We start from the raw sequence: 26931 nt of genomic DNA, 5'->3' as shown, positions 1-26931 counted from the left end.
GGTCGTGGCGTTTTCAGAGATGCCGCGTTTCGGTTGGCACATTCCACCAGCTGTTGTTCCTGCCGTCGAAATATTGCACCGGCGCTTCCGCAAGCTCGGCGGGATCGAGATCGTCAAGGCAGGCGAGATTGATCGAGACATAGGCGCCGCCGACCGCCTCGACATAGCCGTCGCCATAGGCCGCCACCCCGCAATTGGCGCAGAAGCGGTGATGGCCGGAGAAGGTGCCGAACTGGTAGTCGCTGATGCCGGTCTCTTCGCACAGAAGGCGGAAATCCTCGGGCTTGATATTCGCGCCCCAGTAGCGGCGCTTCCAGCAGATCGAGCAATTGCACTTTCCGGTTCCGGCCTGAATGTCGATATCGGCCTCGTAGCGGATCCGGCCGCAATGGCAGCTTCCGTGATAGGTCTTCTTCATATGCTCCTCCTTGCAGATTACTGCATCCTATGACAACATATTGTCACTATTAACGAATGACAATATGTTGTCAAGATGACGAGAAAACGTACGCCTGATGGTGATGCCTTCGCCGCCCTCTCCATCGCGGTGATCCGCCTGTCCGCACACTTGCAGGCTGAAGGCGATGCGCTCGCCAAACCTGCCGGGCAGACCAGTGCGCGCTGGCAGGTGCTCGCTGCGGCCGATCACGCGCCGATGTCGGTTGCCGATACGGCGCGTGCGCTCGGTCTTGCTCGCCAGGGCGTGCAGCGCATCGCCGATCTTCTTGAAGGAGAGGGACTGATTGCCTATCGGACCAACCCTGTCCACCAGCGTGCCAAGCTGATGGAGTTGACCGAGGCGGGGAGGAGGGCGCTTGCCGACATCTCCGCCCGCCAGGCCGTCTGGGCAGATGAACATGGCGCTACCTATGGCGAGGAACGGCTGCGCCAGGCCGCAAGCCTCATCAACGAGATGATTGTCGATTTCCAGCGCCGGGGAGATCAAGACTGAACCTCCTTAGAGGGGGCGATTGATGTTCTTGTAGGTCTCGCCGAGTTGCTTCAACCGTTCCTGATAGGCAGCACCGATGCATGCGGTATCCGCGCCGCAGGCCTGCCGCTTTTTCAGCCAGGCTGTCTGCTCGTCCTGAAGCGTACCGCGCGCACCCATGGCGAGCAGGCCGGACAGAAGCTCGAAGGTCGTCACCATCTTCACATCGGCATCGTTGAGCGACCGGTTCTCACAGATCACCTTCTCATCCGGCTGCAACTCCTTCGCATCGCAGTTGAAGCTTGCCGCCTGTACGCCATACGGGGCAAATACGAGAAGCGCGGCGCAGGCTGCGGCTGACGGAATGGTGGTTTTCATGATTTCTCCTGCTGCAGGACACTCTGTTTCGGCCTGACGTCAAAGATGATGCGGGTCCGGTTCAAGGCAAGGATCAACCCATACGCCTGCTTCCAGGGCAATGTCCCTATGCGGTGACTGCTCGCCGCTTTTGGACTTAGATATCAGTAACCTGTTTCATTTTCCTGATTCAGATTCCCAAATCCGTGTGGCCTCGATCTTCCATGCTTCCGCCCTCTTTCCTTTCTAGCGTCGGGCGCTACAACATTTTTCGTGAGAGCATTTCAAAAGGATTCCCATGCAAGGCCTGTTCAAACACGCCTCCGTTTCCCTTCTGGCATTGACGCTTCTGATGCCGGCAGCCGCCGAAGCACAGACCAAGACCGTGCCGGAAAGCCAGATGCAGATGCAGCTTTCTTTCGCGCCGCTGGTCAAGCAGACCTCGGGCGCCGTCGTAAATGTCTATGCTGAAAAGACCATTCAGCGGCAGTCGCCCTTTGCCGGCGATCCCTTTTTCGAGCAGTTCTTCGGCCAGCAGATGCCGAACCGCTCCGAAAAGCAGTCTTCGCTCGGCTCCGGCGTCATCGTGGAGGCGAACGGTACCGTCGTGACCAACAATCATGTCGTCGAGGGTGCCGACGACATCAAGGTGGCACTGTCAGACGGTCGCGAATTCCCCTGCAAGGTCATTCTGCGGGACGACCGCGTCGATCTCGCGGTGTTGAAGATCGACGGCAAGGCTGATTTCCCGGCACTGCCGATCGGCAATTCCGATGGAGTGGAAGTGGGTGATCTCGTGCTGGCGATCGGCAATCCCTTCGGCGTCGGCCAGACCGTCACCAGCGGCATTGTTTCCGCGCTGGCCCGCAACCAGGTCGTCAAGAACGAGTTCGGCTTCTTCATCCAGACGGATGCCTCGATCAATCCCGGCAATTCCGGCGGCGCGTTGATGAACATGAAGGGCGAGCTGATCGGCATCAATACCGCGATCTTCTCGCGCGGTGGTGGGTCGAACGGTATCGGCTTTGCCATTCCCGCCAATCTCGTCAAAGTCTTCCTCGCCTCGGCCGATGCCGGCGTCAAATCCTTCGAGCGGCCCTATATCGGTGCGAGCTTCGATCCGGTGACCTCTGAGGTTGCCGATGCGCTCGGCCTCGACAAGGCACGCGGCGCACTGATCGCCAAGGTCAGTGCGGATAGCCCGGCGGCCAAGGCCGGCCTCAAGGCGGGCGAGGTCATCACCGCCGTCGATGGCGTCTCCGTCGAACATCCTGATGCGCTTCTCTATCGATTGACGACTGCCGGCCTTGGCAGGTCGGTTAACCTGTCGGTCATGGAGAACGGGCGCGAGCAGCAGATAACGCTTGCCCTTGCCCGCGCACCCGAAACCCAGCCTCGCGATCAGCGCACGATCGGCGGTCACACACCCTTTACCGGTGCGGTCGTGGAAAACCTTTCACCGCGTGTGGCCGATGAGCTGAGGATGCCGCTCGATTCGACGGGTGTGGTCATCTCCGACGTCGAGGGCGGATCCCCTGCTTCCCGGCTCGGATTCGAGCCGAAGGATATCATCGTTTCCATCAATGGAGCCGAAGTGAAAAGCAGCCGCGACCTGCAGGAGATCGCCGATTCCGATCCCAGCCTCTGGCGGGTCGAGATCGAGCGTGATGGTCAGCGCATCAGGCAGTTCTTCCGATGAGTGATGATCTCTTCGCGCCGCGTGTTCCGGAAGAGGTCGCCAGCCGGCGGCCGCTTGCCGATCGCCTGCGGCCGAAGACGCTTGGCGAAGTCACCGGTCAGGAACATCTGACCGGTGAAGACGGCGTTCTGCGCCGAATGATCGAGAGCGGCTCTCTCGGCTCCATGATTTTCTGGGGGCCGCCCGGCACCGGTAAGACGACGGTGGCGAGGCTTCTGTCGGGCGAGGCGGGTCTGGCATTCGAGCAGATCTCGGCGATCTTCTCCGGCGTTGCCGATCTGAAGAAGGTTTTCGAGGCCGCTCGAATGCGCCGCATGGACGGCCGCCAGACGCTGCTTTTCGTCGACGAGATCCATCGCTTCAACCGCGCCCAGCAGGACAGTTTCCTGCCGGTCATGGAGGATGGCACCGTCATCCTCGTCGGCGCAACGACGGAAAACCCGTCATTCGAGCTCAACGCCGCTCTTCTGTCGCGCGCCCGCGTGCTGACCTTCAAGTCGCACGATGAGGAAAGCCTGGAGGAATTGCTGCAACGCGCCGAGACGGTTGAAGGCAGGCCACTGCCGCTGACCGAGGATGCGCGCGCCAGCCTGATCCGCATGGCTGATGGCGACGGCCGCGCGGTGCTGACGCTGGCTGAAGAAGTCTGGCGCGCCGCTCGCGAGGGCGAGACTTTCGACACAGAAGGCCTGACACGCATCGTCCAGCGGCGGGCACCCGTCTACGACAAGGCGCAGGACGGCCATTACAATCTGATCTCTGCGCTTCACAAGTCCGTCCGCGGCTCCGATCCCGACGCCGCCCTCTATTATCTCGCCCGGATGTTCGATGCCGGCGAGGATCCGCTCTATCTTGGCCGGCGGTTGGTGCGTATGGCGGTGGAAGATATCGGGCTTGCCGATCCGCAGGCGCTGGTAATCTGCAATGCCGCCAAGGATGCCTATGACTATCTCGGTTCGCCGGAAGGCGAGCTGGCGTTCGCGCAAGCCTGCGTCTATCTTGCGACCGCCCCGAAATCCAATGCCGTCTATACCGCCTTCAAGGCGGCTACGATCGCCGCCAAGCAGAACGGTTCGCTCCTGCCGCCCAAGCATATCCTCAACGCACCCACGAAGCTGATGAAGGGCGAGGGATATGGCGAAGGCTACCGCTACGACCACGATGAGCCGGATGCCTTCTCAGGCCAGGATTATTTTCCCGAAAAGATGGGCCGCCAGACTTTTTACGATCCGCCGGAACGCGGTTTCGAGCGCGAGATCCGCAAGCGGCTGGACTGGTGGGCAAAACTCCGCAAGGAACGCAATCCGCGCTGAGATCGGGTAGCGCTGATCTCAGGCGCGCTTCTGCGCAGCCGGAGCGGTAATCAGCTTGACGGAAGAATCCGCCAGTCCGTGATGGCCTTCCATGTCGACGACGATATGCCAGTGGCCGCTCTCGGGAATGGCGAGCCTGACCGGAGATTTGCGCGCGATACCGCCGATATATTTGAAATCGAGCACTTCGGTGAACCGCTGGAAGTTCGGAGCCGTCATCAGCCGGACATTGTTCACGGCGCTCAGAGACACCTCGACGATCGTTCCGGCGCGCTGTTCCTTGATATCGTAATGGGTGAAGCGGAAGTTCGGTTTCGGCATTGGTCTCGCGGCACAAATAGTCTCTGCATGCGGGACTCTATCAGGGTGGCAGTTAAAGAAAAGTTGGAAATCCGGGGCCTGGGGCCGTTCCTGCTGTTTCAAAATGGCAGGAACGGCGCAGTATTTAGTGGATATTGCCGGTGCCGCGCATAAGAGGTGCAAAATCGAGCACTATGCCCGTTGCGGCACGGCAGATCTCATTAGGATTGTGGTTGCACTCTTCCGCTGCGAAATGGAGGGCCGCGGCTTCATTGATGAAGAGACCGCCGACAAGCCCCTCGCGATCCTGGACGATCCAGCGGCCGCCCTTGTCGCGACCGACGGTAAAGCGAGCCGGACGATTGGTGAGGGGAGCCGAAATCTGCCGGCGTTGCTGTGCATTTGCCATAGTCGTAATCCTCTGTCCGGCGCTTACTGGGAAATCAGGTGGAAGCTCATCTGCACGAGCCCGGCGAAAGCCATTACGGCGCCGAGCCGCGGTGCAACAGCCACCAGGCCGGCAAACAGCGGATGGGAAGGATCGACCGCAGCCGCAGGGGCACGTTCACCACGTTGCAGCGGGTCAGTCTTGGCATGCGTATCAGTCAGGCGTGACATCGTTTGTCCTTTCGAAGTCTAACTCAACCGCCGTTTGGTAGCCGCGGCGGTGTCACGCTCATCAAGATAGATGCCGGCGGATAGGGTTTCCATTTGGCACCCGAAGCGAAAACATTAAAATCTCATAGGGATAGCGTCATACGCTGAGCACTGCCGCCGACAAAAGGAGAAAGCGCGGCTACAATCGAAGAGCGGCTTTCCGCTTCGGCCGGTACGAGTGGCAGGCGAAGATCGGCCTCTGTGCCGCGCAGCACCTGCAGGGCGTATTTCAGCCGGGCAGGATCACTCTCCGAACCCAGCGCCGTGAGGAGTGGATGCAGCCTGTCGCTGAGCGCAAGCGCTGCGGATATGTAGCTCCCATAAGCCGCCTGCTGCAGCGAGGTGACGAGGCGCGGGAGGATATTGGCAGCCGCCGATACGATGCCGTCACCACCCGCCAGATGAAAGGAAAGCGCCGTGCCGTCATGGCCTGACAGAAAACGGAACCGGTGTCGCAGCGCCGGCGGCATGTTGGCGAAGCGGGCAATATCACCGGTCGCATCGACGATGGCAACGATCGCGTCGAGTTCGGCAAGCCGCTCCAGCGTTTCCACCGTCAGGTCACTCGCCGTGCGAGCCGGCGCGTTCTCGATCAGAACGGGCAGATTACTTGCCGCGGCGATTTGCTGGAAGTGATGGAGAATGCCCTTCTGCCCCGGCTTGGAATAATATGGCACGGTGACAAGCACTGCGCGGGCGCCGCATTCCTCCGCATCCCGTATCAGGGTGATCGTGCTTTCGGTGCAATTGGTTCCGGCCGCGGCGATCACCGGAATACGGTCCGCCGCGGCCCGGATGCAGATGTCAAGCACCATGCGGCGTTCCTGCGGTGAGAGGCTCAGTCCTTCACCCGCCGCCGTGCAGACGGCGAGTCCGTCGACGCCGCTCAGCACCTGCCATTCAACAAGAGCTTCCAATGCTGCGCCGTCGACTTCCCCGTTACGGAACGGTGTGACGAGCGCGGTGATCGCGCCACCCGGGCGCAATCTTCCTTTGCTGTTCATGATGGGGCCTCAGAGCGAGCCGAGGATTATGTAGAGTTCCACGCAGGCGAGCACGATGCCGAAGATCGTCAACGCCTGGGCCGTGCGCTTCTCGCGCATCTGCCGATTGCCGCGTGTGATGCGGTGCGGGCGAAGCGGCAGATATTGTTGAGGGGACATGGCATCTCGCATGGCGGTAACCTTTGCTGTTGTGGCAAAGGCTACTGCCACCTCCGATAGGAAATCCATTCGGTGTGGAGATCGAAGATATAGGAATTGCATAAAGGGGAGATAAGCGGCTGCTCGCGAAGGCGCATGTCAGTAGATTCGTAGATCGTCACCTGATTGCATAGTTCTCGAACTATAATACATTGGTTGCAGGGGACGCATTCATACTGCGAGGGGGAAGCATCATGAGCGACGTCAAGGAGGCGGAAGAGCCATCCAAGCGTGAGCTTTTCGAATTCGAACGGGAGAAATTCGAAAGGGAATTGGAGGTCAAGAAGCTCACTTCGCGTGCAGAGATGATGCGCGAACGATTCAACTTCATAAAATCTCCGCTGGCGCTGGCAATACTGGGCGGCATCGTGACGATAGTGGTGAACTCTGTTGCCAGTTATTATTCCAACGAGAACACTATCGGCCTGGAAAGAGAGAAGCTGCAGTCGGAGCTTATCAAGAAATACCTGGAAGTACCCGATAGTGCCGGCAGGATTGCCAACCTGAATTTTCTGGTCGAATCCGGCCTCATTCCCAACTACAGCGGCCCGGTCTCCGCCTATTTGAAGAAGAACCCGGCCCTGGCTCCGCAAACAGTGCCGACGACAGCGTCCGCCGACAATTGGCGCTCCTTCGGTGGCAACAACGTATTGGACGGCGGCGTTCTGAAGCGCGTCCAGAACGCGGGAAATTCGCTTGTTGTCATCATGACACGGCAGAGTATTCGCGAATGGCAGAAATGCACCGGCTTCCTTGTCAACGACAGGACGATAGCCACGATCGGTTATTGCGTGCCGGGCGAATTATCCGCGGGTTCGCCGAAGCTCAGTGATATCAGGCTGCAGGGCATTGCCCCCGCTGGGGCCGTCGAACCGCAGGTCGTGAATGTCGCTTTGCGCGGCAAGGGCTCGTCCGATCATCGGATTGCCCTTTTGACGCTGTCATCTCCAGTCCAGGGAAAACAGGTCCTAAAGATTCGCGCGGAGGCGCCTGTTATCGGCGACCGGCTGATTATGCCGTTCCTCAAGGGAGATGCTGCCGAATTCAGCGCCTCTGTGGATGACGAATGCAGCATTAGCGAAATCGACGAGGAGTCCGTTATTGCCTATCGTTGTGACGGCGATATCGGCTCGGCCGGCGCCCCGCTGGTCTCCTTCGTGACCGGGGAGGTGATTGGCATCCACTCGTGGTCCGGCGAAAAAGCACGCTTCGGTATACGCTTTAATCCGTCGGACCTGCTGTAGAAAAAGCGGCAATCAGCGCGTCGCGCTCCGCTGGTTTTCCTTGTCGAGTTGCGTCACCAGCGCCAATATCACCTCCGACACGGGCGTCGGCACGTTCGCCGTGCGCCCTAGCGCGACGACCATGCCGACGAGCGGCACGATTTCCAGTGCCTTGCCGGCCAGCAGATCCTGCAGCATCGAGGTGCGCACCGGGCCGATGTGACGCGATTGTTGCAGTCTCTCCTCGATAGTTATGCTGAATTTTGCTCCAAGCGCACTGCCGACCGCGCGCACTTCGTTCATGATCTTCCCAACCATGTCAAAAAGCGCAGGATCGGCCATGATGTCGGTCATCAGGGCCCGTGTCAGCGCGCTGATCGGGTTGAAGGCCGCATTGCCTGTCAGCTTGCTCCAGATCTCGTCGCGAATGCGCGGCGTGGTCGAAACATTGAGGCCTGCCCTGGCAAAGAGGCCGGCAACGGTTTCGAGATCGGCCGACATCTCGCCCGAGGGTTCGCCAAGTACGAAGCGACCAACATTGGAAAGGCGGATCTCACCGGGATTGACGACTTCGGCGCCCTGCAGCGCCACGCAGCCGATCACCCTTTCCGGGCCAACCAGTCGCCATAGCTTGCCGCCGGGATCGAGCTCATCGAGTTGCAGCTCGGCATGGCCGCTTTGCGTGTCGCGATGGAAATACCACCAGGGAATACCGTTGAGCACCATGACCACGCGTGTGCCGTCCTTCAGCAGCGCTGCCATGCCCTCCGCTGCCGGGCCGAGCTGATGGCCCTTGAGGCCGGTGATGATAAGGTCTTGCGGTGGTAGCGTCGTCGGATCGTCCGTTGCGGTGATCCGTACATTGATCGGCCTGTCGGCATCGGCTTCATGAAGTGAAAGGCCGCCTTCACGGATCGCCTCGAGATGCGCACCCCGCGCGACGACCGAGACGGTCACGTCATTGCCGAATCGGCTTGCCAGCTTGACGGCGATCGCGCCTCCGAGTGCGCCAGCTCCATAGATGCAAATGGATTTGATAGTCATGCCTTGCCTTTCCGCATTCGTGATGACGCCCGTAGATTTAGGTCATCGCAGCGCCAGCGCGAGTGAAAATCCTGCCGATGCGACGATCTTCACGCCGAAATGAATGAAGCGCGCCGGAGGGCGCGCTCGTTGCAATGGGAAAGCCAAGCCTTCTCAGGCGGTCCGTTCGAAATCCGTGGAGACGGCGAGTTTGCGCCACTGGGCCAGCTCCTTTTCCACGCTGGCATGTTCCTCTTCGATCTTGGCGACCGTATCGCTGCCGAAAGGCATGCGCAGCGGCGGGTTGGCGGCGTTCACCATTTCGATAATGCCGGCGGTGAGCTTGGCCGGGTCGCCCGGCTGAGCGTGGTTGGCGCTCGCTGCAAAGTCGCGCATGTTGCCAGCCGGAGTGCCGACATAATCGGGGATGGAAGCCGGGCTGATCGCCAGTGAGTTGTCATGCAGGAAGTCGGTGCGGAAGAAGCCGGGCTCGATGATCGTGACCTTGATGCCGAACGGTTCGACTTCGGTCGCCAGCGATTCCGAAAGGCCTTCGACGGCGAACTTCGTCGAGCCGTACACGCCCCAGCCAGGAAAGCCGTAATAGCCGCCGATCGAGGAGAAGTTCAGGATATGGCCCGAGCGCTGGCGGCGCATATAGGGCAGCACGGCGCGTGTGACCTTCAGGAGGCCGAAGACGTTGGTGGCGTAGATCTTCTCGATCTCCTCTGCCGTTGCTTCCTCCACTGCGCCGAGCAGGCCGTAACCGGCATTGTTGGCGAGGATGTCGATGCGGCCGAAGCGGGCAACGGCAGCAGCGGCGGCCTCTTTGGCCTGACCTTCATTGGTGACGTCGAGAGCGACGGCAAGCAGGTTCGGATGATCGCCGAACTGTTCGGTGATGTTCCCAGGGTTGCGGGCGGTGGCAATGACAGCGTCGCCGGCAGCAAGAGCGTCTTTGGTCATCAGCGCGCCGAAACCACGCGATGCACCCGTGATAAACCAGACTTTCATAGCAATTCCCTTTCCTTGAGACTGTTTGTTTCAGCAGTGTGCTGCTGACGGAGAGGAATTTGACGCAAATTCGGCTCATGTATAAGATTTGTTATTTGAGAGACTATGATGAGTAAAATTCAGCAATGAGAGCGACCGAACTTTCCGAAATGGCAGCCTTCGCCGCTGTCGCCAGGCACAAGAGTTTCCGCAAGGCGGGAGAGGAGAGGGGTGTCACCGCCTCCGCGATCAGTCACGCCGTCCTTAATCTGGAGGATCGCATCGGCATCCGCTTGCTAAACCGCACGACCCGCAGCGTCTCGCTGACGGAGGCCGGTGAACTGCTTCGCTCCCATCTCGATCCGGCCTTCGGCGAGATCAATTCCGCACTCGATGCGCTGAATCGTTTCCGGGATACCCCCTTCGGTCGCGTTCGTATCAATGTCGGCAATTCCATTGCTCCCTTCGTCGTCGGCCAGGTCATCGGGCCGCTCCTGATGAAGAACCCCAATCTGCAGCTCGAGATCGCGGCAACGGACCGGCTGGTGGATATCGTCGAGGAGGGCTTCGATGCCGGCATTCGCTTCGGCGAACGTGTCACGGAGGGCATGATCGCCGTGCGCATCAAGCCGCGCACGCGCCTCGTCGTCGTCGGCTCTCCCGCCTATTTCGAAACCCGGACGAAGCCTGATACCCCGCATGATCTGAAGCGCCATATCTGCATCCAGAACATGTTTCCCTCGGGCGCGCGTTACCCCTGGGACTTTGAAAGGGGCGGCCAGGCCATCACTTTCCACCCGACCGGCCCGCTTTCGCTCGACGACCACGAATTGATGACAGCGGCTGCCTTGAGTGGCGTGGCACTCGCCTATGTCTGGGAGGGCAGGGTCGCGCCGCTGATCGCAAGCGGCCAGCTTATCCAGGTACTGGACGAATGGTGCCAGCCGGAGGAGCCGCTTTATCTCTACTATCCCAGCCGGCGGCATATTTCGGCAGGCTTCCGAACGGTGATCGAAGCCATCAGAGGCGATTGAGCCTTAGAGCTTGCGGAACTCCAACCTATAGATGACATCCTCTCCCGTGACGGGATCGGTGCCGTGTGCATCGCTGATGACGAGTATGTCGCCCTCGATATGCAGCGGGCGGATCAGGGGGCGTTCCCATGTCGGATTCCAGGCGGCCTCGACATGATGGATCACTTTGTCGCCCTCCAGAGTATAGGCAGCCGTATAAGCCAGCATCGTATCGAAAAGTGCGGCCTTTTCATTATCGTTGGGGGCTTTGCCGTTGGGTCTCGGCCTGCGTCGGTTGGTAACGAAGGCCATCATCCGGCCATCGGCATGATAGGCGATATATCCAATGGGATCGGCGCCCATGGCGTCGCTGACTTCTCCCGTCGCAACCACGGTTCGCGTCCACGAGATCATACGCCACGTCCCGAGCAGGGCGGTTCTGTCCAAGATCTTCCCCTCCTCAACGTATTTTAGCACAACTAAAAATACGGACTACGAACCTATGCGATCAGTCAAAACTCCCTTTTGACTCTCGGTGGCGAAGTGGTGAAGATGCGCCGCACGAAGGAAGAGCAGCGCCGGAGGGGCGAATGAGAAAGCCGGTTTTTTCCGCTGGCAATTGGTGGAAAGTGGAATGTCGTCGGACAATGCTGTCGGCCTTTGCGGCTGCGGTTCTATTTGCCGTCCCAGCGGCCGCTCAGGAAAAGGTGGCGCGGGACATGCCGGCACAGACGCCTGCCTCGCATGAGCAGGTCGAAAAACTGCTTTCTCGCTGGCAGGAACATTTCAAGGGCGCCGTAAGTCTGCGCGACCGCCGTACTGCTTTCCGCGTTTTCATGGAATCGCTGCCGGAGCCGACACGCATCCAGATCCGGCATGTCGATGCCGATGGGGTCGATGCCGAACTTATCTGGCCTGCGCGCCTTCATCATCCGATCGGCCGGCGCGTGATCCTTTTCATCCATGGCGGCGGCTTCTACGGTGGCTCCATCCGTAGTCACAGCCTGCTCGCCGGCTCGCTTGCCAAGGCCGCGTCAAGCGATGTGCTGCTCATCGATTACCGGCTGGCGCCGGAATATGGCTATCCGGCACAAGTCAATGACGCGCTGACCGCCTATCGCTATCTGCTCGACAGCGGCTACAGCAACGGAAATATCGTGGTGATGGGCGATGGTGCCGGCGGCAATCTCGCGCTTGAGGCCGTGCTGCGGCAGATGCGTTCCCGCCAGCCGCTGCCGGCTGCCGTCGTGGCGCTCAGTCCCATCACCGATCTTTCCGCTTCGGGTGCATCGGTCACAGCGAACGCGGCCAACGATCGAGTGCTGGACAAGGATGCGCTGGATACGCTGCGCAAGGCCTATCTCGGCAACAATTCCCCGACGGATCCCGACATTTCTCCGCTTTACGCCAACCTCGCCGGTTTTCCGCCCTTGCTGCTGCAGGTCGGTTCCGGTGAACTGCTGCTCGACGACACGCTGCGGCTTGCCGACAAGGCGCAAAAGGCCGGCGTCGACGTGACGGCCGAGGTCTGGCCGGGAATGCCGCATCACTGGCAGCTTTTCCCATCTGTGCTCGATGATGCCGACAAGGCCGGCCAGAGGATCGCCGAATTCGCGATTACGCATTTTGCAGACCCGCCCGCACAGTAAGGCCAATCCAAGATCGCGCGATCTGAGCTCCTACGAGTGGTTCGAATTCAGCCCTTCGATCGGCCGCCCGATGGCGAGATTCTGACGAAGCTTGGGATCGAGCCGCTCGGCATAGGCGTGATCGGGTGCGGCACCCAGCGCATCCAGCATCTTGGAGAAGAAGCAGCGCGCGGCCGCTGCCGCTGTAACGTCGAAGACCTCGGCGTCGCTGAGCCCGTGCCGTTTCAGACCATCGATATCCTGTTGCGTCACCGAGGTCGCGTCGCGCGCCACCTTGGTGGCAAAATTCATGATTGCCCGCTCGATGGCATCGATAGGCGCCTTTTCGCTGCCACCCGCCACCGCCGAAAGACTGTCATTGGTAAAGCCGTCGCGCAGCAGCACCGAACCATGGGCCAACATGCAGTAGGACGACTTGAGCTCCCTGGCTGCCGCCAGCGTGACCAACTCATAGCGCCGCTGGCTCATATGACCGCGAATGCTGGCAAGCAGCGTTCCCCAGTGCTCCATCACTTCGGGCCGGTAGCCGAAGGCGCGGTACATATTCGGCAGATAGCCGTAGCTCGCTTCGGCCGAAGCGTACATCGAAGCCGTCTTCTCGCTGGCGGATGCATCGGGGGTACGAATGAAGGCCATGGCACGATCCTCCCTTGATCCTTTGGGAGAATAGAGCGGCATCCGGCGACATCAATCTGCCCGCCGATCGCTTTCCGCAAAACGGATGCCTGACGCCTCAGCCGGCCGCCTGGCTCCGCCGATGGCGGTAGAATGGCAGGATATGGTGTTCCGTCAGCGGCGCCATGATGATCTCGCCAGGTTCAGACGGCGATACCCAGAGGACCTCCTCGATCTCCGCCGTTGCTTTGATATCGTCATCCTTCACATGCAGCAGGAAGACCTCGGCGATGACCACATGATCCGGTTCGTTGGCAGCCGTCGCCTGAAACTGACCCAGGAATTCGAGCTCCGCAGACGTCGCAGTGACGCCGATCTCCTCTGAGAGTTCTCGTGTCAGGGCTTCCTCGGCTGTCTCTCCGGGCTCGATCTTGCCGCCCGGCTGCATGAAGGCCGCCGTGCCGCGCTTGCGCACCAGAAGCGTGTCGCCATTGGCCCGCAACAACAGCGCAGCCGATATTCTGATCGTCTTCATCATGTGGAAATCTGAACGGATTCGCTGCCGCGATTCAACTGCCGTATCCTGATCGGCCGTTTGTCAAAACCTGCCTGAACGCCTATATCAGCGGCTCGGAAACAGGAAGTGGATGCGACAATGTTCCAGGCGGCGCCGATCGAAATGAATAACAAGGCCGAGTTCTACCGGGAGCTTGCCCAGCAGCTACATGGCTTGCTCGAAGGCGAGCCGGACATGATCGCCAACGCCGCCAACACTTCGGCCCTGGTGTACCAGATGATGCCCGATCTCAACTGGGCAGGCTTCTACCTGCTCAAGGGTGAGGAGCTCGTACTCGGCCCGTTCCAGGGCAAGCCGGCCTGTGTGCGCATCCCCGTCGGCCGCGGCGTATGCGGCACGGCCGTCAAGGAAGGCGCGTCGATCCTTGTGGCAGATGTTCATGCGTTTCCCGGCCATATCGCCTGCGACGCCGCATCCCGATCCGAACTCGTCGTTCCCATCAGAAACGGCGAAGAGATCGTCGGCGTCATCGACCTCGACAGCCCGCTTCCCGCCCGTTTCGATGTCGAAGACCAGGCTGGCATCGAGCGCCTGGCGGAAATCTTTGCTGCGGCAACCCGATTCTGACTGACCGGTGTGGCGACGATCCGTCGCCGGAAGGTTGGACGGTCGATTTCAGCAGACTGCGCAAATGACGAAATCTTGATCGATAGTGCTGTTCTCGGAACCCCGGCCCGGCCTATTTCCTTAGCCGACACCGACATGCATTGCGTCCGGTGTCGCCGATTATCGGCATGGGGGTAGATCAAAATGTCCCAATTTCGAAAACTGCTGATCATAGGATCAGCTCTCATCGCGGCTGTCATCAGTTCATCCTGCACGACAAGCTCGGATAGTTCGATACAAACCGGCTCTATTGGCTATGGGCCCCAAAGCACCGACTTTGGGCTCCGACCGGCGTGCCTCGGCGGATTTGGCAACGATCGCCCTTGCAGCTACTAGCGATAGGCGCGGTTTGTCCCGCAGGCCCGAATAGGCCCACGGAAAAAAGTGATGCAATAGGCCGCAGGACTTTGTGACTGCGAGGCCTCGCATATTATTGACAATAAGATAGGTTACACGAAATCAGTCATTGCCTGATTGTCCGAAGCCGGCCTCAATTTTGGGGCGGCAGATTTTATAAGTTTTGGGAGATATGTGATGGAATATCGTCGTTTGGGAAAGTCGGGTCTGAAGGTGAGCGAGTTCTCTTTCGGATCGTGGGTCACTTTCGGTAAGCAGGTCGATGGTGGCGACGCCGTCGATCTCATGAAGCTCGCCTATGACAGCGGGATCAATTTCTTTGACAATGCCGAGGGTTATGAGAGCGGCAAGTCAGAAATCGTCATGGGCGAAGCGCTGAAATCGCTCGCCTGGAGCCGCGACAGCTACGTCGTCTCGAGCAAGGTTTTTTGGGGTGGTCAGAAGCCGACGCAACGCGGCCTGTCGCGCAAGCATGTGACGGACGCCTGCCACGCAGCTCTCAAGCGGCTTCAGGTCGACTATCTCGACCTCTACTTCTGCCACCGCCCGGATATTGACACTCCGATCGAGGAAACGGTCCGCGCGATGCACGATCTCGTGGCCCAGGGCAAGGTGCTTTACTGGGGAACGTCGGAATGGTCTGCCCAGCAACTGACGGAAGCCTATGCTGTCGCCCGCGATCTGCGCATCACGCCGCCAACCATGGAGCAGCCGCAGTACAACATCTTCGAACGCCAGAAGGTCGAAGCCGATTACCTTCCTCTCTATGACCTGATCGGCCTCGGCACCACCATCTGGTCGCCGCTCGCCTCGGGCGTGCTTACCGGCAAATACAATGACGGCGTACCGGCCGACAGCCGCATGAACCTGCCCGGCTACGAATGGTTGAAGGAGAAATGGTCGACCGATACCGGCCGCGCCCAGCTCGAACAGGTTCGCCAGCTCGCCAGGCTCTCAAACGAGATCGGCCTCTCGATCACCCATCTCGCCCTTCTCTGGTGCCTCGCCAACAAGCACGTCTCGACCGTCATCCTCGGCGCCTCGCGCGCAAGCCAGCTACAGGACAATCTTGCTGCCCTCTCGCACAAGAGCAAGCTGACGGCCGACGTGCTGGATCGGATCGACAGCATCGTAGGAAACAAACCGGAAGCACCGCGTCGCTTCTAGGCAGGGCCAAAGCCAGATCGAGCATCTTTGATCTTATCTTTTTTCCAATACAAAATGGCCGGACCTTTTGGTTCGGCCATTTCATTTTTGCTGCGCTTCATCGACCACTCGTCAGAGCGAGGAGCTGACCGCTGTATCTGTCACAGGCGGATGGTCACTGTCGTTCCTGTCGGATTGCCTTCGAGAGTTATGCTCCCGCGGTGACGGCTCACGATCTGCTTCACGATGCTCAATCCGAGGCCGGCACCCGTGCTTCGCGGAGTGACCCTATAAAATGGTTCGAACACGAGGTCTCGATGCGCTGCCGGAATTCCGGGCCCTTCATCCGAGACCGAGATTCCTCCGCGTTCGGACACGCGAACCGATATCATGCCGGTATTTCCGCCATGGTCGATCGCATTGCGCACAAGGTTGCCTATGGCGCGTGACATCGCCGACGGACTTACCAGGCGATAAAGCTCGTCGACGTCACTGTCGAACGAGATCTCATATCCATTTCTGATGGCAAGCGGGGCTTGGTCGGCGACGACGTTCCTTGCGACTTCCACCAGATCGACTTGTTCAAACTGCTCCGGCGACTGCTCGCTCCGCTCGAAGTCGAGCAATTGCTCCGCCGTCTCCCGCAGACGCCCGATGTCATCCATCATGATGTCGCGAGTGTTTCCTTCCAGGGTCGTATCGATACGTGTCTGCATGACGGCGATCGGCGTGCGGAGCTCGTGTGCGGCATCGATCAGGAAACGTTCTCTGGCTGCGAACTGCTGCTCGAGGCGCTCCAGGATGGAATTGAACGCATGTATGAGCGGGACGACCTCGCTCGGAACCCGATCCACTGGCAGCCGGGATCCTGGCTGGCGCGGGTCGATCTCCGGCGCTTTCCGAACGACGTCGCTCAACCCTGAGAGCGAACGCCTGACCAGTCGCGGCACGGCGAAGAAGAGGGCGGGTAAGGTAACTGCAAGCAGGGGCACGTAGATCTTGTATGTGCCACCAAGCATCGTAAGGAATATCGACTCGTTTCCGTTGCGACCGCCATAAAGCACCCGGATCTCGGTCGTATCGATCTCGATGTCGTCGACTGAAGCCGGTACAGGGGTGCTTGCCCCCGTGCCACGAATGTCGGCGTCCTTGATAAGCGGCACGAACTTGGTGAGCTGTATGTATGCAGGTGGAATAGTTCCATATGCCACTGCCGTTCCGTCTGGGGCTGCGGCGTAGAAAAAGAGATTGGGAGTATCATTCTTCAGTGCTGTCAGCTGTTCGCTGTCTTCGATGCGAAGCCCTCGTCCGGGTTCGTAGCTCAGAGACCCTTCCAGGGCGTTCAGAAGCCGGTGCTCCATACTGACGTTCGGAGAAAGGATCATCACCCCGTAGATGCACAGGCCGACGATCACCGATGCCGTGGTGCCGACGAATAGCAGGCTGAGCTGCCAGTTCAGTCTCCACCACAGCGACGTATTCGGAAATCGCATCAAAGTTCCTTCAGCAGATATCCGACCCCGCGGATGTTGTGGATGGACACGCCGGCGTCCGCGTCAGCCAGGCGTTTTCTCAGTCGCGAGACATGAGCATCCAGCGCGTTGGATTGGATTGTCTCCTCGTAATTGTAGATTTCGGCTTCCAGCGCCGATCTGAGGACGGTCTTACCTTTTCGCTTCGCGAGGGTAACGAGCACCATCAGCTCTCGACGAGGCAGGTCGAGCTGCAGTTCGCCAACCATGACGTCCATCCGGATCGGATCCACGATCATCCGCCCTGCGACTATGGACGGCTCCGCCAAGGCAGACGGGCGTCGCAATACCGCGCGCAACCGGGCGAAAAGCTCCTCCATCAGAAACGGCTTGCCCAGATAGTCGTCGGCACCGAGGTCCAGGCCAGCTACTCTTTCCTTTGGTTCGTTTCTGGCGGTCAGCACGATGATCGGCGTTACGACGCCTGAGCTTCGTAGCCAAGGGATGAATGTGATGCCGTCGCCGTCCGGCAAGCGCCTGTCGAGTACGATGGCATCGTAGGTCTGTTGTCGAGCCAGTTCGATTGCATCCCCAAGAAGAGCGGTGTGGTCCACCGCGATGCCCTTCTTAGTGAGCGAGGCCGCAACCGCTTCCGCCAGCCTTGCCTCGTCTTCGACCAACAGGATCTTCATGTCTTGCCCACCTTTCCGATCCTATGTTCACGACGACCATTGCGACAGGATTACGGCGGGGGCGTTTCGAATGAGGGAAGTATGGGTCGCTGCGAGTTGGATAAGGGGACGAAGCGGCTTCGCTCGTCATTCAGTATGTCTTTGAAAATTTGCATCGTGGTACGCCATGCGGCTGACCAACCTTACCATCGATTTCGCAACCCTGCGCAGTAGTGGTCTTCATTTTGTCTTTGATTTGTTAATCTCCCGTTGCTCCTGCCAGCAGCACGTCGCCACGGAAGGTTGTCAGTTCCTGACAATTGACGGAGACGTCTCGCCACCGATAGGCATCCGAATTCCCCAGGGAAACTTCTTCGTGCTGTTTGCTTCGTACTGATAGACGACGATGCCGGGTAGGTTGCGCTTGTCGTAGCGGCGGCCCAGATTGAACACGACACTGTTCTGCGCCGCCAGGAGGAGGTGAATGGTCTTGACACTCTTCGCCTCGAGGAGCTTCGCTGCTTCGAAAAGCTGCTGCGCCAGTGCATTCTGTTTCGTCTGAGACCAGTGTGAAGAGTTCAGGTCCGGCAGCGACATCCGAACGACCGGAAGGTCGAAGGTGGTTGCTATGTTCTCGGATCGGACCAGGTAGGATGCGGAGATCGCCAATACGACCTCCGAAATGTTCGCGATGGCGTCGAAGCCTTCAAGCAGAAAGCGCTGTCCATCGTCGTGACCATCGAGGCTTCTCCATGCCTCGCGTGTCCTGTCCCAGTCCATCACTACGATACTGCCTTCGTCGTCGAATGCGACGCCCGTCAAGAAGGTCATCGGAACAGGCGTCAAGCCGCCGTACACGAGCGTGACGTCCTGCCTGTCGTTTTGCTTCGCATGTTGTTGGACCACCCGGCGGGTCGCATCCACTTCCGGCAGGAGTTCTGCCGGCTCAATGATGACGCCGTCACGCCGCTGCCGAAGGTCGAGGACGACCGGGATGCGATGCCCTACGATGTCCGATGAGACCGCTGCCGCAAGTGGGGAGCCGTCGTCCTCTCGTAGGCCGCGTCCCTCGACAACGACCACCTTCTTCCTGTTACGAAGTTCGTTCTCGCGCGAGAATCGTTTCCAGCCGACCCAGACACAGAAAACGAAGATACCCGTAAACAAAATGACCAACGGCCACTGCGCCCATTCCGGGATGATATTCGTCGAACCGACTTCGAAAGAATAGTCGCCTTTGACGGTGGCTTTCACCAGCCAGTTCCCGCCGAGAAGGGCGACAAGAACCGGGATGCACAAGCTGGCGATCCTGCCCTCGAATCCTTTCGGTCGGAACAGAAACTTCACGAACTCGCGAACGCCCCAGTCAATGGTTTCACGATACATGTATGTTCTCTATGTCGAGTAGGGCAGGCTCCGGCACCGTGCCACGTTGGTGGAAGGTCGCGACCGCAACGAACTCGTTCGGGCTGTCCGCTCTGACTACGAGAAGCACCGCGAACGGAATGTCGCGTTCTCCGTTCACCAAGCCTTCCATCGACTCGATGTCCGTGACGCTCGGAAGGATCGGAAGTTCGGGGTGCGAATGCCATTCGCCGATGTAGTTGAAATTCTGATAGTCGTGTCCCGTCTTGTCGAAGAACGCCCCCAGGAATTTGTTGTGATAGGCATGATCCCTAACGAAGTGCGCTCGTTGGCCGGACAGTTCGTCGACGGAGAATTCCACTATCTCAAAAGCGCCGGGCTCTCTCTGCCGCGCCATCAGGACACCGCCGATCTCTCGCCGACCGGCACGAGCGAGAACAGTCCCCATCTTCTCCACGATCGCCCGAGGAAGGACCAACTGCACCGTCACGTACGACCCTCATTCATCAGGTCGGATATAAATGAGCTGATTTCCTCGTCGGATGAACCTTCGGCCGGCAGCTCCCAAGGGTCCGTGATACGAAGTTCGATCGGCCACGTATCGAATGGCGCCTCGAATATCCATGCTTTCTTGAGCCCTATCGCGTAGCCAGAATAGGGAAAGCTCGTTTCTCCGCCTTGAAGGATGTCGATCGCGAAACGAGAGGCATGGGCAGCGATGACGGAAACGTCTGCGTCGTCCGCGATAAATGGCGGCCCGTCGTCCCTGTTCGCGTCGTAGGAGTCGGCAACCCGGAACTCCCATGGCTTATTTTGGTCTTCGCACCATGTCGTTATCTGCTTTCTAGCTGCCAGCGGATGGGGATCGGAATCCGGTCTCGCTCTGGCAATGATGCCACCGATGCCGCCTCCAAAAACCTCGGCCCATACCATCGGCCTCCGGTTCCTTCTCGCGGCGCCCGCGCACAGGTTGAACGACGTTGGATTTGCCGTCGCGTCGACGATCAGTTCGCATTCACCAATCAGTTCCAAGGTGGCTTCCATCAACGCTGCCGACGTCTGACTGCCAAGCGCCACCCTTCGGACGATCACGTCGGCGTCTGCCACTATCTGTTCGATACGGTCCGCCAGTGCCTCAACCTTGTGCCAGCCGATCGCCCGTGCATCCAGTTCGTTGCGAACGAGGTTGCTTGGCAGAAAGATATCCTCGTCGACCAGAAGAAACTTGCGCGCGCCCCCACGCGCAAGAGAAGCGGCCACCTTTGATCCGATAGAGCCGCAGCCGACGATCGCGATGCGGGATTGCGAGACGACTTCTCGATCCGATGCAGAGCGACGGGCGAGATCTGCCTCGTCAACGATCCGATAGGGAATAAGGTAGGGCTCGCCCTTTTCGCAGAGGACGTCGAACGCGGTTCGACGGCCGTTTCCCTCGATGAGAACGAGAAAAATCGGCTCTCGCGTATTCAGGAACTCCGCCAGCTCTGGTATCCGTTTTGAGAGATCACCTAGCGCTCCGCCGGGGTGTTGGGCCACCACGCTCATGTCCTGCCCGGTGCGTATCAAGAATCCTGTCCGTTCTACCGCATGAGTCGGCAGCGGCCGGGTCGACTTCCAGAATTCGTTTCCAGCGCCGCCGATTGATTTGAGATGGAGGACGCGACTATGCCGTTTTGCCGTTTGCATAAGCGAGATGTTCGCGACGAGTTCCGGAAGCTGCCCGTCGAGCGACGTCCACGCGTCACCTGGAGCCATCAGACGCCAACTCGAGAACCTAAGCTCTGCGCCGAGCGACATCTGGTGGACCGACTGGACCTCACCGAATCCACCATTAGAGGGGCGTTCCTCCTTGATAAGGTTATAGGCGCTCTCGATCATCATCGCGCCTGTCACCGAAGGATCCCAATTGTCCGGTCGCCACTGCAGGCACAATTCTCCGCCAGGCCCATATTGATGACCTGAGATGAGGCGGTCCCCGTAGGGGATTACCATAGGCGGACTGTCGGGGAAGGTGGATGGATAGAGAAGGGCGAAATGAAAGAGCTCTCCGCCGTAATCGAGTGCGACGTCGGCACAAAACTGTAGGTCATCGAACTTGACCCGCATTCCCGTGAACCAGTCATTGTCCTCGTGAAGCGCGACGAGGGCTGCCTTTTCGGCCCTCGCACGCTGTCTGTTTTCCAACCACCAGATCATGCATAGCCCTGAGGTCTCGTCGGCTGCCGCGCCGCGTTTGCGAAACTCGGCGCCGTTGTCGCAGCTCCAGCGGCGGACGCCCCGCTCGCGGCACGGAGCAGGCGGTTACCACCCGTCAGCCGGTCGGCCGCACGAGTCGAGAGCCGATAGCCCATTCGCGGGGTCAAGGCGTCTGCCATCTCCTGGAAGGAGACCGCCTGTGCCGCTGCGTAGAAATCCGCGCGAGCCTGACGGAGCCATGCAAAAAACGCGTCAGCTTTCTCCGGCTCCTTCTGCCACTTGTCTGCAAAGTTCTCGTAGGGGTCGGTCGGATTGGCGATGACGTAGTTTTGACCGTCGTACTTGATGAACTGATCCATCTTCTGGAGGATCGCGAAGAGGGCACCCGAGATCGTCTCCTCATTTTCGTAGGAGTGTGCGGCCAGAGTGGTAATGATAACCGAGATCGGTTTCATATCCGGATTGCGGGCGAAGGTGTTGTCGCGGTGACGCTTAAGGATCATGATCGCCGACTGCAGGGGTGTCTTCACCTTGAAGTCAGGCATCTCCTCGACACTAGCGCGGATACCTTGTCGGTGAAGGCTCTCAACCTTGGCCCGCTTCCGCCGTTGGAGAACTACGAGCTGCCTTGAGGCGAACCAGTCGGAGAATCCCTTCGGATTCGAACGCGGCCAGTAATCTGTAACCTGCTGGTAGTTCGGTAGACGCCGATCCGTAATCGAGATGGCCGTCGTCGCCCAGCGGGTGTCGTACATGACCGCTTCAAGAAGCCGCTTTTGCTCAACGCTGTTTGGAATGGCCGGGACGATATCCATATGGAACTGCGCGCCATCGGCGTAGTCGAGGATCCAGCATCGGTTTCCCTCTCTGACTGGCTTCGTCATGTTCTGAGCGTCGTGGTAGGCTTTCACCTCATAACCAAGCAACTGCTTCAAAGCGTAGGGTGATAACTGCTGCTTGGTCAGGAGTCTGAATTCGCAGACGGAGTCGACGTCGTATTCCTCCTCGTCCGTGAGTGGACGGATCGCCGTGCCAAGCCTGAAGGATCCCTGACAGTAGACCTGCGGGTCGAAGTGGCGAACGGTACTCTGTTCGCGATGCAGCCAGGCGCCAAATGACTTGAAGCTGCGGTCGGCCTGATCGTAGCGGTGCTCCGGGATTTCGAGTTCCGTGACCACGGCTTCGAGAAATGCTTCGATCGTATTGACATGCACATTCATGACTAGACCTCGCAATTGCGCTTGAACTCGAAGAGTGATTCCAACTCGGACGTTTGTTTCCTGTTTTGTTCCTGCGAGATTTTCCAGGCGTCGAAACGCCTGGAAAACTGTTTGGAAAATCTGCGACCGGTTTCACGTCAAAATGACAAAGTCCGTGTCACGCTACAGCCGCTCGGGCAAATCAGCTGCAGCCGCTGGTCGCGCCGCAAGTGTCACACTTCTCGCAAGTCCCGTTGCGCACCATCGTGAAGTTCTGGCACTCGCTGCACATGTTGCCCGTATAGCCCTGCATGATCGAGCGGGCGCGGCGTTCGGCCTCCACCTTCTTGGCTTCCGTCTTGGCGGATGCAGCGTCGGCTGCGGCCTTGTCGGAGAAGAGGGCGGTTGCTTCGGCGCCGGTTTCTTCGAGCACTTCTTCAGCAATCTCTTCGGCCAATTCCTTGGCACGCTCTTCATAATCGCGCTTGAAGGCGACGATTTCGGAGGTGGAGATGGCCACAGTCGGTTCCAGCTTGCGGGCTGCAGCACCTGCAAACGAGGTCACCGAACCGCTCGAGGAGGCGCGGGCAGGGGCAGCGGTTGCCGCACCCTTTGGCTCGCCGAGCTGACGGTCGTTGCCGGTATTCGAGACCAGCGTCGGCTTGTAGCCACGGGTCCAGCCGGTGGAGACGAGGTTCGTCTTGCCTTCCTGGATACCCTTGCCGAGCGCCGTGTTCGAGAAGTCGGACGTATCGACATGGGCGAGGTCGTGACGGCCGAGATAGGAGACGGCGAGTTCGCGGAACACGTAGTCGAGGATCGACGTGGCGTTCTTGATCGCGTCATTGCCGATGACGATGCCGGCCGGCTCGAACTTGGTGAAGGTGAAGGCCTCCACATATTCTTCCAGCGGCACGCCATACTGCAGGCCAAGCGAGATGGCGATGGCGAAGTTGTTCATCATCGCGCGGAAGGCGGCACCCTCCTTGTGCATGTCGATGAAGATCTCGCCAAGGCGGCCGTCGCCGAACTCGCCGGTGCGGAGATAAACCTTGTGACCGCCGACTGCAGCCTTCTGGGTGTAGCCCTGGCGGCGGTTCGGCAGCTTCTCGCGTTCGCGGGAAACACGCTCGATCACCTTCTCGATGATCTTTTCGGTCACCGTAACAGCCTGGGCGGCGAGCGGCTGCTGGATCAGATCTTCAAGCGCATCCTCGTCGCTCTCGTCCTCGATCAACGAGGCGTTGAGCGGCTGCGAAAGCTTGGAACCGTCACGGTAAAGCGCGTTGGCCTTCAGGCCGAGCTTCCACGACATCATATAGGCGTTCTTGCAATCCTCGACGGTCGCCTCGTTCGGCATGTTGATCGTCTTGGAGATCGCACCCGAGATGAAAGGCTGGGCAGCCGCCATCATGCGGATATGGCTTTCGACCGAGAGGTAACGCTTGCCGATCTTGCCGCACGGATTGGCGCAATCGAAGACCGGCAGATGCTCCTTCTTGAGGAAAGGCGCGCCTTCCAGCGTCATCGCACCGCAGACATGGATGTTGGCAGCCTCGATATCCTTCTTCGAGAAGCCGATATGCTCGAGCAGGCTGAAGCTCATGTCGGTGAGCTGCTCGTCGGAGACCTTCAGGGTGGTCTTCAGGAAGTCGGCGCCGAGCGTCCACTGGTTGAAGACGAACTTGATGTCGAAGGCGCTCTTCAGAGCCGCATTGACGGCTTCCACCTTCTCGTCGGTGAAGCCCTTGGTCTTCAGCGTCGAGGGGTTGATGGCCGGTGCCTGGTTGAGGTTGCCGTGGCCGACAGCATAGGCTTCGATCTCGGCGATCTGGCTTTCGGAATAGCCGAGCGTGCGCAGCGCATCCGGAACGGCGCGGTTGATGATCTTGAAGTAGCCGCCGCCGGCGAGCTTCTTGAACTTTACGAGCGCGAAGTCAGGCTCGATGCCGGTCGTGTCGCAATCCATGACGAGGCCGATCGTGCCGGTCGGGGCGATGACCGAGACCTGCGCGTTGCGGTAGCCGTGCTTTTCGCCGAGTTCGAGCGCCTTGTCCCAGGCAGCCATTGCATGGACTGCCAGATCCTGGTCCGGGTTTTCCTGATGGATCAGCGCGACCGGGTTGACCGAGAGAGCCTCGTAGCCGGCATTCTCGCCATGGGCGGCGCGGCGATGGTTGCGGATGACGCGCAGCATGTGCTCGCGGTTCGGCGCGAAGTTGGGGAACGGGCCGAGTTCGGCAGCCATTTCGGCCGAGGTTGCGTAGCAGATACCGGTCATGATGGCCGTCAGCGAGCCGGCAATGGCGCGGCCCTCGGCGCTGTCATAGGGGATACCGGTCGACATCAGCAGGCCGCCGATATTGGCGTAGCCGAGGCCGAGCGTGCGGTATTCGTAGGAAAGCTCAGCGATGCGCTTCGACGGGAACTGCGCCATCATGACCGAGACTTCGAGCACGACGGTCCACAGGCGAACGGCATGTTCGTAGTCGCCGATATTGATGCGCTTGGTGGCCTTGTCCTTGAACTGCAGCAAGTTCAGCGAGGCGAGGTTGCAGGCCGTATCGTCGAGGAACATATATTCCGAGCACGGGTTCGAGCCGCGGATCGGGCCGCCGGCCGGCGAGGTGTGCCAGTCGTTCATCGTCGTGTTGAAGTGGATGCCCGGATCGGCCGATGCCCAGGCGGCATAGGAAATCGTTTCCCAGAGGTCGCGGGCCTTCAGCGTCTTCATCACCCGGCCGTCCTTGCGGGCGGTCAGGTTCCAATCGCCGTCTTCCTCGACGGCGCGCAGGAAGTTGTCCTTGATCGAGACGGAGTTGTTGGAATTCTGGCCGGAGACGGTGAGATAGGCTTCCGAATCCCAGTCCGTGTCGTAGGTCTTGAACTCCATGTCCTTGTAGCCCTGGCGGGTGAACTGGATGACGCGCTGGACATAGTTTTCCGGAACCTGATCCTTTTTGGCAGCGCGGATTTCGCGCTTCAGGGCCGGGTTCTTGGCCGGGTCGAAGCAATCGCCATTGTCGCCTTCGCAATTGACGCAGGCCTTCATGATCGCCTTCAGATGCTGAGCGACGACCTTGGAGCCGGTCACGAGAGCGGCAACCTTCTGCTCTTCCTTGACCTTCCAGTTGATATATTCCTCGATATCGGGATGGTCGATATCGACGACGACCATCTTGGCAGCACGGCGGGTCGTGCCGCCCGACTTGATGGCGCCGGCAGCGCGGTCGCCGATTTTCAGGAAGCTCATCAGGCCGGAAGAACGGCCGCCGCCGGAAAGCTTTTCGCCTTCGCCGCGCAGCATGGAGAAGTTGGAGCCGGTGCCGGAGCCGTACTTGAATAGCCGCGCTTCACGCACCCAGAGGTCCATGATGCCGCCTTCGTTGACGAGGTCGTCTTCAACGGACTGGATGAAGCAGGCGTGCGGCTGCGGATGTTCGTAGGCGGACTTGGACTTGGTGATCTTGCCGGTGAAGGGATCGACGTAGAAGTGGCCCTGGCCGGGACCATCGATACCGTAGGCCCAGTGCAGGCCGGTGTTGAACCACTGCGGGGAGTTCGGGGCAACGCGCTGCGTGGCGAGCATATAGGCAAGCTCGTCCTTGAACGCTGCTGCATCTTCCTCGGAAGAGAAATAGCCGCCCTTCCAACCCCAGTAGGTCCAGGTGCCGGCGAGGCGATCGAAGACTTGGCGCGCATCGATTTCCGAGCCGGTCTGTTCGTCCTTCGGCAGGTCCTTCAGCGCAGCGTCGTCGGCAACGGAGCGCCACAGGAAGGAGGGGACACTGTTCTCCTCGACCTTTTTCAGGCGGGCAGGGACACCGGCCTTGCGGAAATACTTCTGCGCCAGAACGTCGGTGGCGACCTGGGAAAACTGCGCGGGAACGTCGATGTTTTCGAGGCGGAAGACGATCGAGCCATCCGGGTTCTTGATCTCGCTCGTCGCCTTGCGGAATTCGATATCCGCATAAGCGCCCTGACCAGCCTTCGTAAACCGACGTTCGATGCGCATGTTCTTAACCTCTTGTTGGCACCCGAAAGGGCGCAAAATTCCCGTCCGGCTACGCGTTGTCCCCTAGCGCGGCCAGTGCTCGTTCCGTCTTGTGACAGGATTGTCATCCGGAGATGGTTTTCCTGTATCTTGTGGTGAGGCTGGCTGCAAACACTAAATATAGTGTTAACAGCTTATTTTTACCAGTCCCCGATGTCGCTTTTTGGGGCCGGAAATAAGGCGCAGAAATGCCTGCGGACGTCACCGCTCTTGGCGGTCCAACACCCTGATTCTGCGTTCAATTTTCCTTGGAAGAACCGGTCTCGTTACCTCCGGTTCAGTCGCCGCCGCAACATCTGAAACATTAAGTTTG

General features: G+C 59.5%; 28 protein-coding genes. 9 read left to right on the top strand and 19 right to left on the bottom strand.

Annotated features, from left to right (window positions below; genetic code table 11):
- Window positions 1-13: 13 nt before the first annotated feature.
- A complete protein-coding gene (locus H4W29_RS01665) occupies window positions 14-418 on the bottom strand; it encodes a GFA family protein (protein WP_183730019.1) in 405 nt (134 codons plus the stop codon).
- A 75-nt stretch (window positions 419-493) separates the two neighbouring features.
- On the opposite strand from H4W29_RS01665, the gene H4W29_RS01660 reads away from it, so the two are divergent.
- On the top strand, window positions 494-952 hold the full coding sequence (locus H4W29_RS01660; protein WP_192727407.1) for a MarR family winged helix-turn-helix transcriptional regulator: 459 nt from the start codon (window positions 494-496) through the stop codon (window positions 950-952).
- Window positions 953-958: 6 nt separating this feature from the next.
- Here the strand turns inward: H4W29_RS01660 and H4W29_RS01655 are convergent, their stop codons facing one another.
- The gene (locus H4W29_RS01655; RefSeq protein ID WP_192727406.1) at window positions 959-1309 is read right to left on the bottom strand and encodes a lysozyme inhibitor LprI family protein; all 351 of its coding nucleotides are present in this window, start codon (window positions 1307-1309) and stop codon (window positions 959-961) included.
- Window positions 1310-1586: 277 nt separating this feature from the next.
- On the opposite strand from H4W29_RS01655, the gene H4W29_RS01650 reads away from it, so the two are divergent.
- Window positions 1587-2987: a DegQ family serine endoprotease gene (locus tag H4W29_RS01650; protein WP_192727405.1), complete on the top strand. Its 1401-nt coding sequence runs from the start codon at window positions 1587-1589 to the stop codon at window positions 2985-2987.
- Window positions 2984-4300 carry a replication-associated recombination protein A gene (locus tag H4W29_RS01645; RefSeq protein ID WP_192727404.1) on the top strand — a complete coding sequence of 439 codons (1317 nt, stop codon included), beginning with the start codon at window positions 2984-2986 and terminating at the stop codon, window positions 4298-4300. Before H4W29_RS01650 ends, H4W29_RS01645 begins: the two co-directional genes overlap by 4 nt.
- 18 nt (window positions 4301-4318) lie before the next feature.
- On the opposite strand, the gene H4W29_RS01640 is transcribed toward H4W29_RS01645, so the two are convergent.
- From H4W29_RS01640 to H4W29_RS01620, 5 genes are all read right to left on the bottom strand, one after another.
- Window positions 4319-4621, bottom strand: coding sequence for a DUF1883 domain-containing protein (locus H4W29_RS01640; protein WP_113324635.1), 303 nt, complete (start codon window positions 4619-4621; stop codon window positions 4319-4321).
- 124 nt (window positions 4622-4745) lie between these two features.
- Complete coding sequence (locus H4W29_RS01635) at window positions 4746-5009, bottom strand: hypothetical protein (RefSeq protein WP_192727403.1); 264 nt, start codon at window positions 5007-5009, stop codon at window positions 4746-4748.
- A gap of 23 nt (window positions 5010-5032) precedes the next feature.
- Window positions 5033-5218 carry a hypothetical protein gene (locus H4W29_RS01630; protein WP_192727402.1) on the bottom strand — a complete coding sequence of 62 codons (186 nt, stop codon included), beginning with the start codon at window positions 5216-5218 and terminating at the stop codon, window positions 5033-5035.
- Window positions 5219-5340: 122 nt separating this feature from the next.
- Window positions 5341-6261 (bottom strand): 4-hydroxy-tetrahydrodipicolinate synthase, encoded by a 921-nt coding sequence (gene dapA, locus H4W29_RS01625; protein WP_192727401.1) that lies wholly within the window; start codon window positions 6259-6261, stop codon window positions 5341-5343.
- Window positions 6262-6270: 9 nt separating this feature from the next.
- A complete protein-coding gene (locus H4W29_RS01620) occupies window positions 6271-6420 on the bottom strand; it encodes a hypothetical protein (RefSeq protein WP_192730814.1) in 150 nt (49 codons plus the stop codon).
- A gap of 233 nt (window positions 6421-6653) precedes the next feature.
- On the opposite strand from H4W29_RS01620, the gene H4W29_RS01615 reads away from it, so the two are divergent.
- Entirely contained in the window at window positions 6654-7703 is a 1050-nt protein-coding gene (locus tag H4W29_RS01615) for a trypsin-like serine peptidase (protein WP_192727400.1), read from the top strand.
- Window positions 7704-7715: 12 nt separating this feature from the next.
- Here the strand turns inward: H4W29_RS01615 and H4W29_RS01610 are convergent, their stop codons facing one another.
- Together H4W29_RS01610 and H4W29_RS01605 are read right to left on the bottom strand one after the other, a co-directional pair.
- On the bottom strand, window positions 7716-8726 hold the full coding sequence (locus H4W29_RS01610; RefSeq protein ID WP_192727399.1) for a ketopantoate reductase family protein: 1011 nt from the start codon (window positions 8724-8726) through the stop codon (window positions 7716-7718).
- A 153-nt stretch (window positions 8727-8879) separates the two neighbouring features.
- On the bottom strand, window positions 8880-9719 hold the full coding sequence (locus H4W29_RS01605) for an oxidoreductase (RefSeq protein WP_192727398.1): 840 nt from the start codon (window positions 9717-9719) through the stop codon (window positions 8880-8882).
- A gap of 125 nt (window positions 9720-9844) precedes the next feature.
- On the opposite strand from H4W29_RS01605, the gene H4W29_RS01600 reads away from it, so the two are divergent.
- Complete coding sequence (locus H4W29_RS01600) at window positions 9845-10732, top strand: LysR family transcriptional regulator (protein ID WP_192727397.1); 888 nt, start codon at window positions 9845-9847, stop codon at window positions 10730-10732.
- Window positions 10733-10735: 3 nt separating this feature from the next.
- On the opposite strand, the gene H4W29_RS01595 is transcribed toward H4W29_RS01600, so the two are convergent.
- On the bottom strand, window positions 10736-11158 hold the full coding sequence (locus H4W29_RS01595) for a lipocalin-like domain-containing protein (RefSeq protein WP_246517092.1): 423 nt from the start codon (window positions 11156-11158) through the stop codon (window positions 10736-10738).
- A 272-nt stretch (window positions 11159-11430) separates the two neighbouring features.
- On the opposite strand from H4W29_RS01595, the gene H4W29_RS01590 reads away from it, so the two are divergent.
- Window positions 11431-12360, top strand: a complete 930-nt coding sequence (locus tag H4W29_RS01590; protein WP_192730651.1) for an alpha/beta hydrolase — start codon at window positions 11431-11433, stop codon at window positions 12358-12360.
- A gap of 30 nt (window positions 12361-12390) precedes the next feature.
- Here the strand turns inward: H4W29_RS01590 and H4W29_RS01585 are convergent, their stop codons facing one another.
- Window positions 12391-12996 (bottom strand): carboxymuconolactone decarboxylase family protein, encoded by a 606-nt coding sequence (locus H4W29_RS01585; protein WP_192727396.1) that lies wholly within the window; start codon window positions 12994-12996, stop codon window positions 12391-12393.
- 97 nt (window positions 12997-13093) lie between these two features.
- Entirely contained in the window at window positions 13094-13513 is a 420-nt protein-coding gene (locus H4W29_RS01580; RefSeq protein ID WP_192727395.1) for an NUDIX hydrolase, read from the bottom strand.
- A gap of 117 nt (window positions 13514-13630) precedes the next feature.
- Between H4W29_RS01580 and msrC the strand changes: the two genes are divergently transcribed.
- The 3 genes from msrC to H4W29_RS01570 all read left to right on the top strand — a co-directional run bounded on the left by msrC (window position 13631) and on the right by H4W29_RS01570 (window position 15682).
- Window positions 13631-14119 (top strand): free L-methionine (R)-S-oxide reductase MsrC, encoded by a 489-nt coding sequence (gene msrC / locus H4W29_RS01575; RefSeq protein ID WP_192730650.1) that lies wholly within the window; start codon window positions 13631-13633, stop codon window positions 14117-14119.
- A 183-nt stretch (window positions 14120-14302) separates the two neighbouring features.
- Window positions 14303-14494 (top strand): hypothetical protein, encoded by a 192-nt coding sequence (locus H4W29_RS34270; protein WP_246517091.1) that lies wholly within the window; start codon window positions 14303-14305, stop codon window positions 14492-14494.
- A gap of 198 nt (window positions 14495-14692) precedes the next feature.
- Window positions 14693-15682 carry a potassium channel beta subunit family protein gene (locus tag H4W29_RS01570; RefSeq protein ID WP_192727394.1) on the top strand — a complete coding sequence of 330 codons (990 nt, stop codon included), beginning with the start codon at window positions 14693-14695 and terminating at the stop codon, window positions 15680-15682.
- 140 nt (window positions 15683-15822) lie between these two features.
- Here H4W29_RS01570 and H4W29_RS01565 read toward each other — a convergent pair whose 3' ends face one another.
- From H4W29_RS01565 to H4W29_RS01535, 7 genes are all read right to left on the bottom strand, one after another.
- On the bottom strand, window positions 15823-17154 hold the full coding sequence (locus tag H4W29_RS01565) for a sensor histidine kinase (RefSeq protein WP_192727393.1): 1332 nt from the start codon (window positions 17152-17154) through the stop codon (window positions 15823-15825).
- On the bottom strand, window positions 17154-17825 hold the full coding sequence (locus H4W29_RS01560; protein ID WP_192727392.1) for a response regulator transcription factor: 672 nt from the start codon (window positions 17823-17825) through the stop codon (window positions 17154-17156). Before H4W29_RS01560 ends, H4W29_RS01565 begins: the two co-directional genes overlap by 1 nt.
- 285 nt (window positions 17826-18110) lie before the next feature.
- Window positions 18111-19190, bottom strand: a complete 1080-nt coding sequence (locus tag H4W29_RS01555; RefSeq protein WP_192727391.1) for an SAVED domain-containing protein — start codon at window positions 19188-19190, stop codon at window positions 18111-18113.
- Entirely contained in the window at window positions 19180-19659 is a 480-nt protein-coding gene (locus tag H4W29_RS01550) for a Mov34/MPN/PAD-1 family protein (protein WP_210332128.1), read from the bottom strand. Before H4W29_RS01550 ends, H4W29_RS01555 begins: the two co-directional genes overlap by 11 nt.
- On the bottom strand, window positions 19656-21365 hold the full coding sequence (locus H4W29_RS01545) for a ThiF family adenylyltransferase (protein WP_192727390.1): 1710 nt from the start codon (window positions 21363-21365) through the stop codon (window positions 19656-19658). Before H4W29_RS01545 ends, H4W29_RS01550 begins: the two co-directional genes overlap by 4 nt.
- Entirely contained in the window at window positions 21362-22585 is a 1224-nt protein-coding gene (locus H4W29_RS01540; protein ID WP_192727389.1) for a nucleotidyltransferase domain-containing protein, read from the bottom strand. Before H4W29_RS01540 ends, H4W29_RS01545 begins: the two co-directional genes overlap by 4 nt.
- Before the next feature lie 181 nt (window positions 22586-22766).
- The gene (locus tag H4W29_RS01535) at window positions 22767-26579 is read right to left on the bottom strand and encodes a vitamin B12-dependent ribonucleotide reductase (protein WP_192727388.1); all 3813 of its coding nucleotides are present in this window, start codon (window positions 26577-26579) and stop codon (window positions 22767-22769) included.
- Between the last annotated feature and the right edge of the window lie 352 nt (window positions 26580-26931).

The organism is Rhizobium viscosum (assembly GCF_014873945.1).
Taxonomy (GTDB): Bacteria; Pseudomonadota; Alphaproteobacteria; order Rhizobiales; family Rhizobiaceae; genus Rhizobium; species Rhizobium viscosum.
This window is presented reverse-complemented; position numbering and strand designations above follow the sequence as displayed.

Excerpts from the sequence above, each read along its gene's own strand:
- H4W29_RS01555 (WP_192727391.1), bottom strand. The coding sequence starts at position 19,190 with ATGTATCGTGAAACCATTGACTGGGGCGTTCGCGAGTTCGTGAAGTTT.
- H4W29_RS01540 (WP_192727389.1), bottom strand. The coding sequence starts at position 22,585 with ATGAATGTGCATGTCAATACGATCGAAGCATTTCTCGAAGCCGTGGTC.
- H4W29_RS01565 (WP_192727393.1), bottom strand. The coding sequence starts at position 17,154 with ATGCGATTTCCGAATACGTCGCTGTGGTGGAGACTGAACTGGCAGCTC.
- H4W29_RS01585 (WP_192727396.1), bottom strand. The coding sequence starts at position 12,996 with ATGGCCTTCATTCGTACCCCCGATGCATCCGCCAGCGAGAAGACGGCT.
- H4W29_RS01655 (WP_192727406.1), bottom strand. The coding sequence starts at position 1,309 with ATGAAAACCACCATTCCGTCAGCCGCAGCCTGCGCCGCGCTTCTCGTA.
- H4W29_RS01645 (WP_192727404.1), top strand. The coding sequence starts at position 2,984 with ATGAGTGATGATCTCTTCGCGCCGCGTGTTCCGGAAGAGGTCGCCAGC.
- dapA (WP_192727401.1), bottom strand. The coding sequence starts at position 6,261 with ATGAACAGCAAAGGAAGATTGCGCCCGGGTGGCGCGATCACCGCGCTC.
- H4W29_RS01620 (WP_192730814.1), bottom strand. The coding sequence starts at position 6,420 with ATGTCCCCTCAACAATATCTGCCGCTTCGCCCGCACCGCATCACACGC.
- H4W29_RS01630 (WP_192727402.1), bottom strand. The coding sequence starts at position 5,218 with ATGTCACGCCTGACTGATACGCATGCCAAGACTGACCCGCTGCAACGT.
- H4W29_RS01635 (WP_192727403.1), bottom strand. The coding sequence starts at position 5,009 with ATGGCAAATGCACAGCAACGCCGGCAGATTTCGGCTCCCCTCACCAAT.
- H4W29_RS01640 (WP_113324635.1), bottom strand. The coding sequence starts at position 4,621 with ATGCCGAAACCGAACTTCCGCTTCACCCATTACGATATCAAGGAACAG.
- msrC (WP_192730650.1), top strand. The coding sequence starts at position 13,631 with ATGTTCCAGGCGGCGCCGATCGAAATGAATAACAAGGCCGAGTTCTAC.
- H4W29_RS01660 (WP_192727407.1), top strand. The coding sequence starts at position 494 with ATGACGAGAAAACGTACGCCTGATGGTGATGCCTTCGCCGCCCTCTCC.
- H4W29_RS01615 (WP_192727400.1), top strand. The coding sequence starts at position 6,654 with ATGAGCGACGTCAAGGAGGCGGAAGAGCCATCCAAGCGTGAGCTTTTC.
- H4W29_RS01545 (WP_192727390.1), bottom strand. The coding sequence starts at position 21,365 with ATGATCTGGTGGTTGGAAAACAGACAGCGTGCGAGGGCCGAAAAGGCA.
- H4W29_RS01580 (WP_192727395.1), bottom strand. The coding sequence starts at position 13,513 with ATGATGAAGACGATCAGAATATCGGCTGCGCTGTTGTTGCGGGCCAAT.
- H4W29_RS01570 (WP_192727394.1), top strand. The coding sequence starts at position 14,693 with ATGGAATATCGTCGTTTGGGAAAGTCGGGTCTGAAGGTGAGCGAGTTC.
- H4W29_RS01590 (WP_192730651.1), top strand. The coding sequence starts at position 11,431 with ATGCCGGCACAGACGCCTGCCTCGCATGAGCAGGTCGAAAAACTGCTT.
- H4W29_RS01665 (WP_183730019.1), bottom strand. The coding sequence starts at position 418 with ATGAAGAAGACCTATCACGGAAGCTGCCATTGCGGCCGGATCCGCTAC.
- H4W29_RS01535 (WP_192727388.1), bottom strand. The coding sequence starts at position 26,579 with ATGCGCATCGAACGTCGGTTTACGAAGGCTGGTCAGGGCGCTTATGCG.
- H4W29_RS34270 (WP_246517091.1), top strand. The coding sequence starts at position 14,303 with ATGTCCCAATTTCGAAAACTGCTGATCATAGGATCAGCTCTCATCGCG.
- H4W29_RS01600 (WP_192727397.1), top strand. The coding sequence starts at position 9,845 with ATGAGAGCGACCGAACTTTCCGAAATGGCAGCCTTCGCCGCTGTCGCC.
- H4W29_RS01610 (WP_192727399.1), bottom strand. The coding sequence starts at position 8,726 with ATGACTATCAAATCCATTTGCATCTATGGAGCTGGCGCACTCGGAGGC.
- H4W29_RS01560 (WP_192727392.1), bottom strand. The coding sequence starts at position 17,825 with ATGAAGATCCTGTTGGTCGAAGACGAGGCAAGGCTGGCGGAAGCGGTT.
- H4W29_RS01650 (WP_192727405.1), top strand. The coding sequence starts at position 1,587 with ATGCAAGGCCTGTTCAAACACGCCTCCGTTTCCCTTCTGGCATTGACG.
- H4W29_RS01605 (WP_192727398.1), bottom strand. The coding sequence starts at position 9,719 with ATGAAAGTCTGGTTTATCACGGGTGCATCGCGTGGTTTCGGCGCGCTG.